We start from the raw sequence: 14742 nt of genomic DNA, 5'->3' as shown, positions 1-14742 counted from the left end.
AGGGTGGGCGCAGGCACCCGGCGCCGGGCGCTTCCAGCCGTCAGCCGTCGCCAAGTATGTGCTTCAGGGTCTGCGCGTTGCGCACGGCGTTGCCGCCGCCGTCGTTATTGAAATATGCGTAGACATCGAGGCCCTCGCCGGCCCACTCCCTGATCCGGTCCGCCCACCACCGCAGGTCCGCATCGGAATATGACCCGCCGTAGAGGTGCTCATGGTCCGGTCCGTGAAGCCGGACGTACGCGAAGGGTGCCGTGATGCGCAAGGTGCAGGGAAGGTTGGCCCCGCTCATGATGCAGTAGGCAGCCTGGTGCCGTTCCAGCAGGGCAAACACCTCCGGGCATTCCCAGCTGGGGTGGCGGAATTCCACGGCCACCCGGATCCACGGGGGAACTGCAGCCAGGAAGTAGTCGAGCCTTGCATCGTCCCGCGCCAGCTGCGGGGGCAGCTGCACCAGGAGCACGGCCCTTTTGTCCCCGAGCTCATGCCAGCACCGGGCAATGCGCTCCACCCACACTTCCGGGGAGTACAGCTTGCGGGCGTGGGTGAGCCCCCGCGGGGCCTTGACGGACATGCTGAAACCAGGCGGCAGGCGTTTGTTCCAGCCCGCGAAGGACGTATCGCGCGGCCACCGGTAAAAGCTGGCGTTCAACTCCACCGTGTTGAACCGCGAGACGTAGTGCTGGAGCCGGTCCCGGACGGGCAGCCCCGGCGGGTACAGGACGTTTTCCCAATGGTCGTAGCTCCAGCCGGAGGTGCCAATGTGGATTGCCATTTCCCTCAGGCTACACCCGCAGTTTCCACACCGGGCCGGGGCTGCGTGTGGCAGGGTTATGGCATGGCGCGCATTGAGGACTACGCGGTGGTAGGCGACCTTCAAACCGGGGCCCTGGTCAGCAAGGAGGGCTCGATCGACTGGCTCTGCCTGCCGCGGTTCGACTCCCCGGCCTGCTTCAACGCGCTGCTGGACACTCCCGACGCCGGCCGCTGGCTGCTGGCACCCGAAGGCGGCGGCACGTGCACGCGGCGCGGCTACCGCGACGGCAGCCTGATCCTGGACACGGAGTGGGAAACCCCGGACGGAACGGTCCGGGTCACCGACTTCATGCCGCCGCGCGACTCCGTGGCTGACATCGTCCGCATCGTCGAGGGGATCAGCGGCAGCGTCAGGATGCATGGAGAGCTGACCCTCCGGTTCGATTACGGGCATATCGTCCCGTGGGTGCGGCGGGACAAATACGGCCTGCATGCGATCGCCGGGCCGGACGCCGTCTACTTCGTCACTCCCGCGCCCCTCCAGGGGGAGAACATGCACACGCTGAGCGACTTCACCGTCAACGCTGGGGAGAAGGTGCCGTTCGTGCTCACCTGGGCGCCCAGCCATGTGGGACGCCCGGTCACGGTGGAGGCCGAAAAGGTGCTCGAGTCCACCTTTGCGTTCTGGCGCGGCTGGTCTTCGCAATGCACCTTCGAGGGCGAATACCAGGAAGCGGTGATCCGTTCGCTCGTCACGCTCAAGGCGCTGACCTACGGCCCCACCGGCGGCATCGTCGCGGCCGTCACCACCTCGTTGCCCGAGCAGCCCGGGGGCCCGCGCAACTGGGACTACCGCTACTGCTGGCTGCGGGATGCCACCATGACCCTGCAGGCCCTGCTCGCGGCCGGTTACACCGCGGAGGCCGCTGCCTGGCGGGACTGGCTGCTCCGCGCCGTGGCGGGTGACCCCGCGGACCTGCAGATCATGTACGGGATCCACGGCGAGCGGCGCCTTCCCGAGCTGGAGCTCTCCTGGCTGAAGGGCTATGAGAACTCCACGCCCGTACGGATCGGAAACGCCGCGGCGGAACAGTTCCAGCTGGATGTGTGGGGCGAGGTGCTCGACTGCCTCGCCCTGACGCGCAACTCCCTGCTCAAGCACACCGATGAAGCCTGGGACGTGCAGGTGGCGTTGATGGAGCACCTCGAAACGATCTGGGACCAGCCTGACAACGGGCTCTGGGAGATGCGGGGCCCGCGCCGGCATTTCACCCACTCGAAAGTCATGGCCTGGGTGGCCGCCGACCGCATGGTGAAGGGGGTGCGCGAATCGGGGCTGCCGGGCCCGGTGGAGCGCTGGGAGGCGCTGCGGGACACCATCCGCGAAGACATCATGGCCAACGGCTTCGACGCCGAACGCAATACCTTCGTCCAGTCCTACGGCCGTCCTGAGCTGGACGCCAGCCTGCTGCTCATCCCGCGGGTGGGTTTCCTGCCTCCCGACGACCCCAAGGTGGTGGGGACCATCGAGGCGATCCAGCGCGAGCTGACGCAGGACGGTTTCGTGCTGCGGTACCGGCCGGAGAAGAGCGACGACGGCCTGCCCGGTGACGAGGGCGTCTTCCTGGCCTGCTCGTTCTGGCTGGTGGAGGCGCTGCTGGGTGCCGGGCGCCGGACGGAGTCCAGGGAACTGTTCGAGCGGCTGCTCGACCTGCGCAATGACGTGGGGCTGCTGAGCGAGGAATGGGCTGTGAAGGCTCAGCGCCAGCTGGGTAACACCCCGCAGGCATTCAGCCATTTTGCCCTTGTGACTAGCGCCCTGGAGCTGCATCAGGATACGGTTCGGCGCAGTGATACCCCCATTCCGCCCGAGAGGGCGGATTCGCGCTGAGGCGGCACGGACCGGGGCTGGAACTTCTCCTTCGCGGAACAGATAAGTATACTTACTAACACCTCACGGTGTGCCGGGCAGGCACAATGCCGTGATCGACCGAGGAGTGATAGTTATGGCCGGACATTTTGAGCTCGTTGACGCACCTGACGGCGGTTACCGCGTACGGATGCTGGACGGTGCGGGGAACCTGATGGCCATCTCAGTGACCTTTCCGACCAAGCGCGCCGCCGTTGCCGGGGTCGCCATGGCCAGGGAAATCGCCGGTACCGGGCTGATCAGGGACAAGAGCCACGACGGCGCCGGGTCTGTGATCCGCGACCGCGTGCGGCCTGTCAGCGTCCCCAAGGAGGAGGCGGCGAAGCGCAAGAAGCTGCCGCCGGTCCGCCGGGCCGTGGTGGGCTGATGGCCGCCGCCGCAGCACCCCCTGGCGGTCCCCGCCGCGGGGTTCTCTTCGACGTCGACGGGACGCTGATCGACTCGTCCTACCTGCACACCATCTCGTGGTGGGGCGCGTTCCGCCAGTACGGCCATGACGTGCCGATGGCCAGCATCCACCACTTCGTGGGGATGGGTGGCGCCCGGCTGGTGGACAGCGTCCTGCCCGGCGGCCGTGACCGCGCCGAAGACGAGGAGATCATGGCCAGCCATGGTGCGCTGTATGCCTCCCATTGGCCGTCGCTGCGGGCCTTCGACGGCGCCAGGGACCTCCTGGGGCAATGCCACGGCGGCGGCCTGGCCGTGGCGCTCGCCTCATCGGCCCGGGAGAAGGACCTGCAGGTCATGCGCGGCGTCCTCGAAGCCGATGACTTCATCGACGCCGCCACCAGCGCCAATGACGCGAAGGAAAGCAAGCCTGCGCCGGACATCCTCCAAGCGGCGCTGGACGCCGTCGGCATCGCTGCCGCGGACGCCGTCTATGTCGGGGACGCCGTCTGGGACATGAAGGCGGCCGCGGCGCTGGACATCCCTTCGATCGGCCTGACCTGCGGGGGCGTCAACGCCGTCGAACTCCGGGAAGCCGGCGCGGCGGAGGTCTACAGCGGCCCGCGGGACCTGCTCGACAACCTCGCCTCAAGCGTGATCGGCCGGCTGTTCTCCTAGAATTACCGGCCTAGAGCGGCTGTCCGCCCGGCACCGAGTCCTCGTCGCCGGCAACCGCCGGCTTGGCCCAGGACACCGCCACCTTGACGGAGCCGTCGTCGTTCCGCTCAATGTCCGTGACGATGTCCGCCGCGGGTGCGCCCATCTCGGCGATCCGCGTCCGGTAGGTGCCCACCAGTTCCTCCAGGCTGGCTTCCGTCCATTCCCCGGGACGCATGCGGGTGGAGATCTCGACCGGTTCCGGCTGGTACAAGGACATGGCGTTCCTCTTTCGTTCGCTCTTCGGGCCTGCCTGGGTGTTCCGCGCTTATAACGCTAGAAGCAGCAGGCCGGGACCACAAGGGTTTCATCAGCATGCTTACTTTTTATGCCGAAAGCCGGTAGCGTCGAAGGACACTCTGCAACGAAAGGGAGATTGTGAAAGCACTGACGTGGCAAGGAAAACGGTCGGTACGCGTGGAGGAAGTACCAGACCCCGTCATCCAGGAACCTACGGACGCAATCATCAGGATCACTTCCACCGCGATCTGCGGCTCCGACCTGCACCTTTACGAAGTCCTGGGCCCCTACATGCACAAAGGCGACGTCATCGGCCACGAGCCGATGGGCATCGTGGAGGAGGTTGGCAGCGCCGTCACCAACCTTCGCAAGGGCGACCGCGTGGTGGTCCCGTTCAACATCTCCTGCGGCTCGTGCTTCATGTGCAAGCAGGGCCTGCAGTCCCAGTGTGAAACCACGCAGGTCAAGGACAAGGGATCCGGCGCGGCGCTCTTCGGCTATTCGGAACTGTACGGCTCCGTCCCCGGCGGCCAGGCGGAGTACCTGCGGGTGCCGCACGCCGACTACGGCCCCGTCAAAGTCGGCAACGACCTTCCGGACGAACGCTACCTCTTCCTCTCCGACATCCTGCCCACCGCCTGGCAGGCCGTGCAGTACGCGGACGTCCCCGCCGGCGGCACCCTGGCCGTCTTCGGCCTCGGCCCGGTGGGCCAGTTCGCCGGCCGGATCGGCGTGCACCAGGGCTTCCGCGTCATCGGCGTCGACCCCGTCCCCGAACGCCGCGCCATGGCCGCCCGCCACGGGGTGGAAACCCTGGACTACGGCAAAACCATCGGCGACGAACTGCGGGAAATGACCGCCGGACGCGGCCCGGACGCGGTGGTTGACGCCGTCGGGATGGAAGCCCACGGCTCCCCGGTGGCAGGATTCGCCCACCAGGCGCTCGGACTCCTGCCGGACAAGCTGGCGCAGAAAGCGATGGAGACCGGCGGCGTGGACCGGCTGGCGGCACTGCACGCCTCCATCGACGCCGTGCGCCGCGGCGGCACGATCTCACTCTCGGGCGTGTACGGGGGACAGGCCAGCCCGCTGCCGATGCTCACGATGTTCGACAAGCAGCTGCAGGTGCGGATGGGGCAGTGCAACGTGCGGCGCTGGACGGACCAGCTGCTGCCGCTGGTGGAGGACGACGCCGATCCGCTGGGCGTGATGGACCTGGTCACGCACCGCTCGAACCTGGATGGCGCCCCCGCGCTGTACGAGAAGTTCCAGAAGAAGGAAGACGGCTGCATCAAGGTGGTCCTCAACCCGGCGGCTTAAGCCCCCATAAATGAACAGCAGGCGCCTCATGGAGCTCCATGAGGCGCCTGCTGTCATGCGCGGTTGGACCGGCGAAAGCCTAGGTGAGCTTCACCTGGCGGTTCATGTCCTTGTACAGCAGGTACCGGAACTCGCCGGGCCCGCCGGCGTAGCAGGCCTGCGGGCAGAAGGCGCGCAGCCACATGAAGTCGCCGGCCTCCACCTCCACCCAGTCGTTGTTCAGCAGGTACATGGCCTTGCCCTCCAGGACATAGAGGCCGTGCTCCATCACGTGCGTCTCCGGGAACGGGATGACGCCGCCGGGCTGGAACGTCACGATGTTGACCTGCATGTCGTGCGCCAGGTCGCTGGAGTCGGTGAAGCGCGTGGTTTTCCAAACGTCGTTGGTGTCCGGCATCGACGTCGGCTCCACGTCCTTTTCGTTGGTGACGAAGGACTTGGCCTCGTACCCTTCGAGCCGCTCGTACGCCTTGCGGATCCAGTGGTAGGAGACGATGTCGTCGGAGACGTTCTCCACGCCCCACTCCGAACCGGCCGCCAGGTAGGCGTAGCCGCCCTCCTCGAGCTGGTGCAGCTCGCCGTCGAGGGTCAGGTTGAGCCTGCCCTTCGTCACGAAGACAACGCCTTCGACGCCCGCTTCGAACTCGGCCTTCGGCGCCCCGCCGCCCGCTCCGATTTCAACAATCAGCTGCGAGAACGTGGTGGCGAAACCGGAAATAGGGCGGGCGATGATCCAGGACCGGGTGTTGGAGAACCCCGGCAGGTTGGACGTGACGATGTCCGTCAGCACGCCCTTGGGGATCACCGTGTAGGCCTCGGTGACGATGGCCCGCTCGGTGGTGAGGTGGGTCTGCGGCGGCAGGCCGCCCTGGGGGTAGTAGTACTTGCCCATCGTGGTCCTTTGCTTAGGAGTTGGAAGTGGTGGCCAGCCGCGGGTGCGCCAGCGCGGTGAGCTGCGGAAGTCCGACGCCGGCAAGCGCCTGGACCTCCTCGGCACCCACGGCGCCGCACTGGACGCCGCGAAGCACGAACGCTGCCAGGGCGCGGGCGGTGGCGGGTTCATCCATGACGCCGCCCTCGGTCCGCTCGACGTAGTTGCGCAGGCGGGCGGCGGCGGCCGGCAGGCCCTCGCGGTAGAAGGCGTACGTGGCGGCGAACCGGCTGGGCAGCTGGGCCGGGTGCAGGTCCCAGCCCTGGTAGTAGCCGCGTTCCAGCGACCGGCGGACCAGGCGCCCGTGCAGTGCCCAGGCGTTTTCCACGTTGTCGCCCACCGGGATGATGTTGGTGGAGCCGTCCGAGAGCCGGATGCCGGTGCCGGCCACGGCCAGCTGCATGACCTCCTTGGCGAAGTCCGCCACGGGGTGCTCCATGGACTGGTATTCCGCGGAGATCTGCAGCGACGCCGAGTAGTCGTAGGTGCCGTAGTGCAGCCCGCTGATCCGGCCCGGCACGGCATGCGGCAGTTGCGCCACGGGGGACGTGCCGTCGGGGCCGAGGATCAGCTGCGGGGTTTCCACCTGGACTTCGAAGCGCAGCCGCCCGGCGGGCAGGCCGTGCACTTCCTCCAGCCGGGACACCGCGTAGTCCATGGCCTGGACCTGGGCCACCGTGGTCACCTTGGGCAGGGTCAGGACCAGGCCGCCGGGAAGTTCACCGGCCGCGGCCAGGCCCGAGACGAACAGGTCCAGCGTCCGCAGGCCGCGGGCCCGGGTGGCCGCCTCGAAGCACTTGAAGCGGATCCCGATGAACGGGGGAGCGGACCCGGCCGCGACGGCCTGGGCCACCGCGGAAGCCGCGGCCACCGCGGCGGCGTCCTCGGCGTCGTCGCCCCTGTCCCCGAAGCCGTCCTCGAAGTCGAGGCGCAGGTCCTCGATCGGTTCGGTGGCGAGCTTGGCGGCCACCCGGCCGGCGACGGCCTCGGCGAGGCCGGCGTCCTGGCCCAGTAGCGAACCGAGCTTTTCGAAGCCGCCGTGTGCGTTGGCTACGGCCAGTGCCTCGGCGCCCCAGCCGGCAGCGAACGACGGCGTAAAACGGTCCGCGGGCACGTACACCGTGTGCACTGGCTGGCGGGAGCCGTCGTCGCCAGGGTAGTTCTGCTCCAGGAGCCGGTCGGTGACGGCCAGCTGGCCGTCAATGTGCGCGAGGTCCCCTGCTGACAGGGAAAGCTTGGGTGCGGCCATTTCAGTCCACCAGTTCGTAGGCGGGGGTGGTGAGGAAGTCCGTGTAGTCGTCCGAGAGGCAGATGTCGGCGATCAGTTCGCTGGCCGGCTGGTAGTAGCGGCGGAAGGCCTCGTCGCCGAACTCGGTGCGCAGCCGTTCGGTTTCCTCGCCCAGGATCTTTTCCACCAGCTCCTTGGTCACCGTGTTGCCGGTGTCGGCCAGGATGGACTTGTTGCGGATCTGCTGCCACACCTGGGAGCGGGAGATCTCCGCGGTGGCGGCGTCCTCCATCAGGTTGTGGATGGCCACGGCGCCGTTTCCGGACAGCCACACGGCGGTGTAGGCGACGGCGACATAGAGGTTCAGGCGCAGGCCGGCCTCGGTGACCTGTCCGTCGGCCGAGCGCACGTCCAGCAGTTGTCCGGCCGTGACGGACACCTCGGGCCGCTGCTTGTCCACCTGGTTGGGCTTGTCGCCCAGCACGGAGTCGAAGACTTCGCGGCAGGTGGGGACCAGGTCCGGGTGGGCCACCCAGGAGCCGTCGAACCCGTCGTTGGCCTCGCGGGTCTTGTCCGCGCGGACCTTCTCGAAGGCCGCCGCCGTGACTTCGGGGTGGCGGCGGTTGGGGATGACGGCGGCCATGCCGCCCATGGCGAAGGCGCCGCGCTGGTGGCAGGTCTTGACCAGCAGTTCGGTGTAGGCGCGCATGAACGGAGCGGTCATCACCACGGAGGCGCGGTCCGGGAGGACGAATTCCTCGCCGGCATCGCGGAAGTACTTGATGATGCTGAACAGGTAGTCCCAGCGGCCGGCGTTCAGGCCCGACGCGTGGTCCCGCAGTTCGTAGAGGATCTCGTCCATTTCGAACGCGGCCGGGATCGTCTCGATCAGGACCGTGGCGCGGATGGTGCCCTGGTTCAGGCCCAGGAAGTCCTGCGCGAAGACGAAGACGTCGTTCCACAGCCTGGCCTCAAGGTGGCTTTCCATCTTGGGCAGGTAGTAGTACGGGCCCTGGCCGTTGAGGACCAGCTGCTTGGCGATGTGGAAGAAGTGCAGGCCGAAGTCCACCAGTGCGCCAACGGCTGGTTCGCCGTTGACCAGCAGGTGCTTCTCCTGCATGTGCCAGCCGCGGGGCCGGGCCACCACGACGGCGAGCGGCGCGTCGGTGCGCAGCCGGTACTCCTTGCCCTCATCCGAGGTGTAGCTCAGGGTGCCCTGGGCCGCGTCGCGGAGGTTCAGGATGGCGTCGATGACGTTGGCCCAGGTGGGTGTGCTGGCGTCCTCGAGGTCGGCCAGCCACACCTTGGCGCCGGAGTTCAGGGCGTTGATGGCCATCTTCGCCGGTGACGCGGGGCCGGTCATTTCCACCCGGCGGTCCTGCAAGGCTGCCGGCGCGGGCGCAACCTTCCAGTCGCCGTCGCGCACGTCCTTGGTCTCCGGCAGGAAGTCCAGCTTGCCGGTCTCTGCAACCCGCTGCCGCTTGACGGCGCGTGCCGCAAGGAGCTCGTTGCGGGTGCCGGCGAACCGGTTGTGGAGCTCCTCCACGAAGGCCAGTGCCTTGGGCGTGAGGATCTCCTCTGCGCGGTTGATCGGCCGGGGATCTGTGACGGTGATGGCCATTTCTGGTCCTTTCCTTGGGCTGGAAGTCGGGCGGTCAGGCGGAGGCCAGTGCAGGCACTGGTTCCTTGGCAGAGTCCGCCGGTGCGGCCGCCGTTGCAACGTTTGCGGCGTGGGCGGCGGCGGCGACGGCTGCCGCGACGTCGGCGGTCACGTGCGGGTCGAAGATGCTCGGGATGATGTAGCTCGCATTGAGCTCATTATCATTCACGCGGTTGGCGATTGCCTCGGCAGCGGCCACCAGCATGTCCGGGGTGATGTCGCTTGCCCCGGCATCCAGGAGCCCGCGGAAGAGTCCGGGGAAGGCCAGCACGTTGTTGATCTGGTTGGGGAAGTCGCTGCGGCCGGTGGCCACGACGGCGGCGTGCCGGGACGCGATGGCCGGGTCCACCTCGGGCGTGGGGTTGGCCATGGCGAACACGATGGCGTCGTCCGCCATGGAGGCGACGTGCTCTTCGGCGAGGATGTTTGGGGCGGAGACGCCGATGAAGACGTCGGCACCCACTAGCGCCTCGTGCAGGCTGCCGGAGAAGCCCTCCTGGTTGGTGTTCTCGGCAATCCAGGTGCGGTGCCCGTCGTCGTACTTCTCACCCTTGTGGATGGCGCCGGAGCGGCCGGCGGCAACAATGTGCCGGGCGCCCTGGGCCTTGAGCAGCTGGATGATGGCGGAGCCGGCGGCGCCGACGCCCGAGACCACGATCTTCACGTCCGCGATCTTCTTGTCCACCACGCGGAGGGCGTTGACCAGGGCCGCGAGGGTCACGATGGCGGTGCCGTGCTGGTCGTCGTGGAACACCGGGATGTCGAGTTCCTCGCGCAGCCGCGCCTCGATTTCGAAGCAGCGCGGGGCGGCGATGTCTTCCAGGTTCACGCCGCCGAAGACGGGGGCCAGGAGCTTGACGGTACGGATGATTTCCTCGGTGTCCTGGGTGTCCAGGCAGACCGGCCAGGCGTCCACGTTGGCGAACTGCTTGAAGAGGGCGGCCTTGCCTTCCATGACGGGCAGGGCGGCGGCGGGGCCGATGTTGCCCAGGCCCAGCACTGCGGAGCCGTCGGTGACGACCGCGACGGTGTTGCGCTTGACGGTGAGGTTGCGGGCCGCGGCGGGGTCCTCGGCGATGGCGAGGCACACGCGGGCGACGCCGGGGGTGTAGGCCCGGGAGAGATCGTCGCGGTTGCGGAGCGGGACCTTGGGGACGACCTCGAGCTTGCCGCCCAGGTGCATCAGGAAGGTGCGGTCCGAGACGTGCTGGACCGTGACGCCGTCGAGGGCGTTGAGGGCGTCCTTGACGCGGGCGGCGTGGGCGTCGTCGGTGGTGTTGCAGGTGACGTCGACGACGAGGGTTTCGTGGTGGGACTCGGTGACGTCCAGTGCGGTGATCGCGGCGCCGGCTGCACCCACGGCTGCCGCGAGTTCGCTGGTGGCGCTGAAGCTTGAGGGTGCTTCCACGCGCAGGGTGATCGAATTTCCGGGGCTGGGGTTCGCCATTGAATGTCCTCCTGTTGGGCCTTGACCGGGCTTCTGCTCTGATCCGAATGTTTTCGTATTATGGATATTATTATCTACTTTATGGAAAGACAAGCCCTTCGAATATGACCGGCGGCCTCCCGTCGCCGCGTGCGCTGTCGTGCTGTATGTTGGGTGTTCTAACCAACTCTTTTCACGATGCGGATAAGAGTTGTCGGATTCCGAGCCATAGGAGACAACGGAATGGCAGAAAAAGCCTCTGGCGGAGTGCAGTCGGTGGAGCGCGTCTTCGAACTGCTGGAGCTCATCACCGACGCCGGCGGCGACGTCACGCTCAGCGAGCTCTCTTCGTCCACGGACCTCCCGCTGCCCACCATCCACCGCCTGCTCCGCACCCTGGTGTCGCTTGGCTACATCCGGCAGCTGCCCAACCGGCGTTACGCCTTGGGTCCGCGGCTCATCCGGCTGGGTGAAGGCGCCAACAAGCAGCTCGGTGCCCTGGCCCGCCCGCAGCTCAAGACCCTGGTGGACCGGCTGGGCGAGACCTCGAACATGGCCGTGCTGGACTCGGACATGGTGATTTACGTGGCCCAGGTGCCATCGCTGCACTCGATGCGCATGTTCACCGAAGTGGGCCGGCGCGCCCACACCCACGCCACCGGCGTCGGCAAGGCCATCCTGGCCCAGCTGGACGACGACACCGTCCGCGGCATCGTGGCCCGGGCCGGGATGCCCACACCCACTGCGAAGAGCATCGGCGACGTCGAGGAACTCCTGGCGGACCTCAAGCTCATCCGCGAGCGGGGCTACTCCATCGACGAGGAGGAGCAGGAGCTCGGCGTCCGCTGCTTCGCCATGGCCGTGCCCAATGCGCCCACCCCCACGGCCATTTCGGTGTCCGGCCCGGTCTCCCGGGTGGACGAAAACTTTGCCGACAAGGCCGTGCCGGTCCTGCGCGAAGCGGCCGAGGCGATCTCCCGCGAGCTGAACCGCACTTAACCCCCGAGATGGCAGTTCGCAGCAATGTTTCCGGGAAACACTGCCGCGAACTGCCATTTCGCGTTGGGTTTTAGTGTTCTGATGCCTGCTCGGAGGCCTGGATGGGCACTTCCTTGCCGTCGCAGTCGATGAGCTTGCCGCTTTCGAAGCGGTCGCCCTCGGCCAGGCAGCGGAGGTCCTCCGCCTTGACCAGCCGCTCGGTACCGGCGACGAACACCGACTGGTTGTCTGAATTGCCGGCCCGCAGGTGGTTGAACAGCAGGTTCAGCAGGATGGCCATGACCGCGGCGGAGCTGATGCCCGAGTGGAAGATGGTGCCGAACCAGGTGGGGAACTGGTCGTAGAACGCCGGGGCGGCGATGGGGATCATCCCGAAGCCGATGGAAGCGGCCACCACGATCAGGTTCATGTTGTTCTTGTAGTCCACCTTGGACAGGGTCCGGATGCCGCTGGCTGCGACCGTGCCGAAGAGGACGACGCCGGCGCCGCCGAGGACGGGCGTGGGCACCGCGGCGACCACGCGGCCGAGCACGGGCAGCAGGCCGAGGACCACCAGGATGACGCCGCCTGCGCTGACCACGAACCGGCTCTTGACGCCGGTGATCGCCACCAGGCCGACGTTCTGGGCGAACGCGCTCTGGGTGAAGGAGTTGAACAACGGGGAAATGGCGCTGGAGAGCATGTCCGCCCGGAGGCCGTTGCCGATCCGCTTGGAGTCCACCTTGGTGCCTACGATCTCACCCACCGCGATGATGTCCGCCGAGGTCTCGGTCAGGGTGACCAGGATGACGATCAGCATGGAGATGATGGCCGCGATTTCGAAGGTGGGCGGCCCGAACGCGAACGGGGTGGGGAACGCGACGATCTCTCCCTGGCCCACCTTGGAGAAGTCGGCCATGCCGAAGGCGAAAGCGATGCCGGTGCCCAGGACCATGGCCAGGAGGATCGACAGCCGGGAAATAGCCGCGCTGCCCACCTTGCTCAGGAGCAATACGATGCCCATGGTGGCCGCGGCAAGGCCGATGTTGGCCACGCTGCCGTAGGTGGGCGCCTTGTTGTTGCCGCCCATGGCCCAGTTGGCGGCCACCGGCATCAGCGTGAGGCCGATGGTGGTGATCACGGTGCCGGTGACGACCGGCGGGAAGAACCTGATGATCTTCGAGAACAGGGGAGTGATCAGCAGGCCGATCAGTGACGCTGCGATGACCGAGCCGAAGACGGCCTGGATGCCGCCGCCGCCGTGGACGATGGCGACCATGGTGGAGACGCCGGCGAAGGAGACGCCCTGGACCAGCGGCAGCTGGGAGCCGAAGAAGGGGATGCCGACGGTTTGCAGGATGGTGGCCAGGCCGCCGACGAAAAGGCAGGCCGCGATGAGGAGGCCGATGTCCTGGGAGTTCATCCCTGCGGCCGCGCCGATGATCAGGGGCGGGGCGATGATGCCGCCGTACATGGTGAGGACGTGCTGGAAACCGTAGGCGAACGTGCTTCCGATGGGGAGCCGCTGGTCCTCGGGGCGGGACTGGCGGCCGGCTTTTGCGGTGCCGGCGGTGGCCAGTTTCTTCTTGGTGTTCATGGCAGACTTTCTTGGTTCATGGCAGACGTCATCGTCTGGCTAACTGGTGTCTGGCTAACAGGTGAGGCTGAAGTTGTGGGGTTGGGTGAGGCGGGCCCAACCCGGTGGTTGAGCCCGCCTGGCCGCAGTGCGGTCTAGCAGAAGCCCGCGATGCCGGACCATGCTGCGGGCGCCGCGGTGGCGTCGTCGCGCTGGACGGTGGCCTCGATCAGGCCGTACGGGCGGTCCGCTGCGTAGAAGACCTCGTTGGGGTTGTCCAGGCCGAACGGGGTGAGGTCCACCAGGAAGTGGTGCTTGTTCGGCATGGAGAACTTGATTTCGTCGATCTCGCTGTGTGCTTCAAGGACCTTGGCGCCCATGTCGAACAGGGTCTGCTGCAGGGCGTGGGAGTACTTCTCGGTGAAGCCTTCGAGCAGGAGCCCCTTGACGTCGTCGTAGCTCTTGTTGAAGTCCAGGGTGCTGAAGTCGGTGCCGGTCTTGAAGCGCCAGCGGGCCGAGACGTCCGTGGCCAGGATCCGGTCCGTGGTCTCGGGCAGCGTGGTGTAGCGGTCGCGGGGGTAGCCGACGAAGCCGGACTGGGTGGACTTCAGGACGGTCAGGTCCTTAAGCCCCGAGATCAGGTGGCTGGTTGCCCCGTCGCGGACCAGGACCGCCGTGCGGACTTCCTGGCCGTTGCGGACGAACGAGTGGTCGTGTTCGCTGCCGTGGGCCTGGATCCGGTTCCACGCGTAGGACTCCGCCTCCCAGCGGCCGCCGGTGACCCAATCGAAGCTGGAAGTGAAGTGCTCGCCGAGGCGCAGCAGGAAAGCTTCCGGCGAGCCGATGCCGTCGCGGGCGAAGGCGTAGATGGTGTTCTTCTGGGTGTCAGTGGCCACCACGTGGGCGTTGTCGCCCTCGAGGTGGGCCGCGGCGAAATCGCCCCGCAGTTGCGAGGTGACGTTCAGGTCTTCGATCTCGTGGCGGTTCGTGTCCCTGGTGATCTTGACGACGCGGACTTCGGCCTTGCCGTACTGGTTTTCGCCGAGGATGATCTTGCTGCTCATGGTCATGTCCCAATCTCCGGTAAGTGGAACCAAGGTTCCATCACTGAAATTAAGCGCGCATTTCCTGCGCGTTTCCGGTGGAGCCGACCCAACAAAAAAGAGCCGGCATCCATTGATGCCAGCTCATTACGACCCTGCCTGCTGCTCCCAGGTTACGTGACCTGCGCCACGAGTTGCCTAACAGCGTACTCCTCCCGGGCGGTGGTGTACATCACAGGGCCAAAAATCATTTTGTGACTGGAGAGGGTGCGGCCCCGGATCCGCGCTATTGACCAGCGGCGGCACCTGCTTCTACTCTTTTCATAAAGCAAAAATAAATTTCCGCTACGCGAAACAAAATGAGGAGGATCAGATGTACCAGCAGGACACGACGCCCGTCGCACCGCAGCCCGCCGCACCTTCGGCCCAGGAGTTCTACCTCCCCCTCGGCGGCGGCACGGATCCGGATTTCTACGTGCCCGAGGACCGGGCCCACGAGCGCGGCCGGTTCTCGCGCTGGATTCACGCCCTGCCGGGCTTCAACCGCAGCTGA

The 14742-nt window shown here is 67.0% G+C and carries 14 protein-coding genes; 6 read left to right on the top strand and 8 right to left on the bottom strand.

The window, feature by feature from the left end; genetic code table 11:
- Positions 1–40: 40 nt before the first annotated feature.
- Positions 41–772, bottom strand: coding sequence for a DUF72 domain-containing protein (locus ACYSM9_RS16200; protein WP_461857983.1), 732 nt, complete (start codon positions 770–772; stop codon positions 41–43).
- Positions 773–835: 63 nt separating this feature from the next.
- Between ACYSM9_RS16200 and ACYSM9_RS16195 the strand changes: the two genes are divergently transcribed.
- The 3 genes from ACYSM9_RS16195 to ACYSM9_RS16185 all read left to right on the top strand — a co-directional run bounded on the left by ACYSM9_RS16195 (position 836) and on the right by ACYSM9_RS16185 (position 3748).
- Positions 836–2644 (top strand): glycoside hydrolase family 15 protein, encoded by a 1809-nt coding sequence (locus tag ACYSM9_RS16195; protein ID WP_461857982.1) that lies wholly within the window; start codon positions 836–838, stop codon positions 2642–2644.
- Between the two features lie 115 nt (positions 2645–2759).
- A complete protein-coding gene (locus tag ACYSM9_RS16190) occupies positions 2760–3050 on the top strand; it encodes a hypothetical protein (protein WP_461857981.1) in 291 nt (96 codons plus the stop codon).
- Positions 3050–3748 carry an HAD family hydrolase gene (locus tag ACYSM9_RS16185; RefSeq protein ID WP_461857980.1) on the top strand — a complete coding sequence of 233 codons (699 nt, stop codon included), beginning with the start codon at positions 3050–3052 and terminating at the stop codon, positions 3746–3748. The genes ACYSM9_RS16190 and ACYSM9_RS16185 overlap by 1 nt, the downstream gene beginning before the upstream one ends.
- Before the next feature lie 10 nt (positions 3749–3758).
- Here the strand turns inward: ACYSM9_RS16185 and ACYSM9_RS16180 are convergent, their stop codons facing one another.
- A complete protein-coding gene (locus ACYSM9_RS16180) occupies positions 3759–4007 on the bottom strand; it encodes a hypothetical protein (protein ID WP_461857979.1) in 249 nt (82 codons plus the stop codon).
- A 158-nt stretch (positions 4008–4165) separates the two neighbouring features.
- On the opposite strand from ACYSM9_RS16180, the gene ACYSM9_RS16175 reads away from it, so the two are divergent.
- Positions 4166–5347, top strand: a complete 1182-nt coding sequence (locus ACYSM9_RS16175) for a zinc-dependent alcohol dehydrogenase (RefSeq protein WP_461857978.1) — start codon at positions 4166–4168, stop codon at positions 5345–5347.
- A gap of 79 nt (positions 5348–5426) precedes the next feature.
- On the opposite strand, the gene ACYSM9_RS16170 is transcribed toward ACYSM9_RS16175, so the two are convergent.
- Genes ACYSM9_RS16170 through ACYSM9_RS16155 form a run of 4 tightly spaced genes read right to left on the bottom strand, consistent with a single transcriptional unit; the run spans position 5427 to position 10613 of the window.
- Positions 5427–6239 carry a bifunctional allantoicase/(S)-ureidoglycine aminohydrolase gene (locus ACYSM9_RS16170; RefSeq protein WP_461857977.1) on the bottom strand — a complete coding sequence of 271 codons (813 nt, stop codon included), beginning with the start codon at positions 6237–6239 and terminating at the stop codon, positions 5427–5429.
- Between the two features lie 13 nt (positions 6240–6252).
- Positions 6253–7527 (bottom strand): DUF6986 family protein, encoded by a 1275-nt coding sequence (locus ACYSM9_RS16165; protein WP_461857976.1) that lies wholly within the window; start codon positions 7525–7527, stop codon positions 6253–6255.
- Position 7528: 1 nt separating this feature from the next.
- Positions 7529–9127: a malate synthase A gene (gene aceB / locus ACYSM9_RS16160; protein ID WP_461857975.1), complete on the bottom strand. Its 1599-nt coding sequence runs from the start codon at positions 9125–9127 to the stop codon at positions 7529–7531.
- Positions 9128–9161: 34 nt separating this feature from the next.
- Positions 9162–10613: a malic enzyme-like NAD(P)-binding protein gene (locus tag ACYSM9_RS16155; protein ID WP_461857974.1), complete on the bottom strand. Its 1452-nt coding sequence runs from the start codon at positions 10611–10613 to the stop codon at positions 9162–9164.
- Between the two features lie 222 nt (positions 10614–10835).
- Between ACYSM9_RS16155 and ACYSM9_RS16150 the strand changes: the two genes are divergently transcribed.
- On the top strand, positions 10836–11591 hold the full coding sequence (locus ACYSM9_RS16150; protein WP_018761057.1) for an IclR family transcriptional regulator: 756 nt from the start codon (positions 10836–10838) through the stop codon (positions 11589–11591).
- A 70-nt stretch (positions 11592–11661) separates the two neighbouring features.
- Here ACYSM9_RS16150 and ACYSM9_RS16145 read toward each other — a convergent pair whose 3' ends face one another.
- Together ACYSM9_RS16145 and pucL are read right to left on the bottom strand one after the other, a co-directional pair.
- A complete protein-coding gene (locus ACYSM9_RS16145; protein ID WP_461857973.1) occupies positions 11662–13167 on the bottom strand; it encodes a nucleobase:cation symporter-2 family protein in 1506 nt (501 codons plus the stop codon).
- A gap of 134 nt (positions 13168–13301) precedes the next feature.
- Positions 13302–14216, bottom strand: coding sequence for a factor-independent urate hydroxylase (gene pucL / locus ACYSM9_RS16140; RefSeq protein ID WP_461857972.1), 915 nt, complete (start codon positions 14214–14216; stop codon positions 13302–13304).
- Between the two features lie 346 nt (positions 14217–14562).
- On the opposite strand from pucL, the gene ACYSM9_RS16135 reads away from it, so the two are divergent.
- Positions 14563–14742: a hypothetical protein gene (locus ACYSM9_RS16135; protein ID WP_461857971.1), complete on the top strand. Its 180-nt coding sequence runs from the start codon at positions 14563–14565 to the stop codon at positions 14740–14742.

This window comes from Arthrobacter sp. C152, from assembly GCF_054890965.1.
The sequence above is the reverse complement of the archived record's forward strand: the minus strand, read 5'-3'. Positions and strand labels throughout refer to the sequence as shown.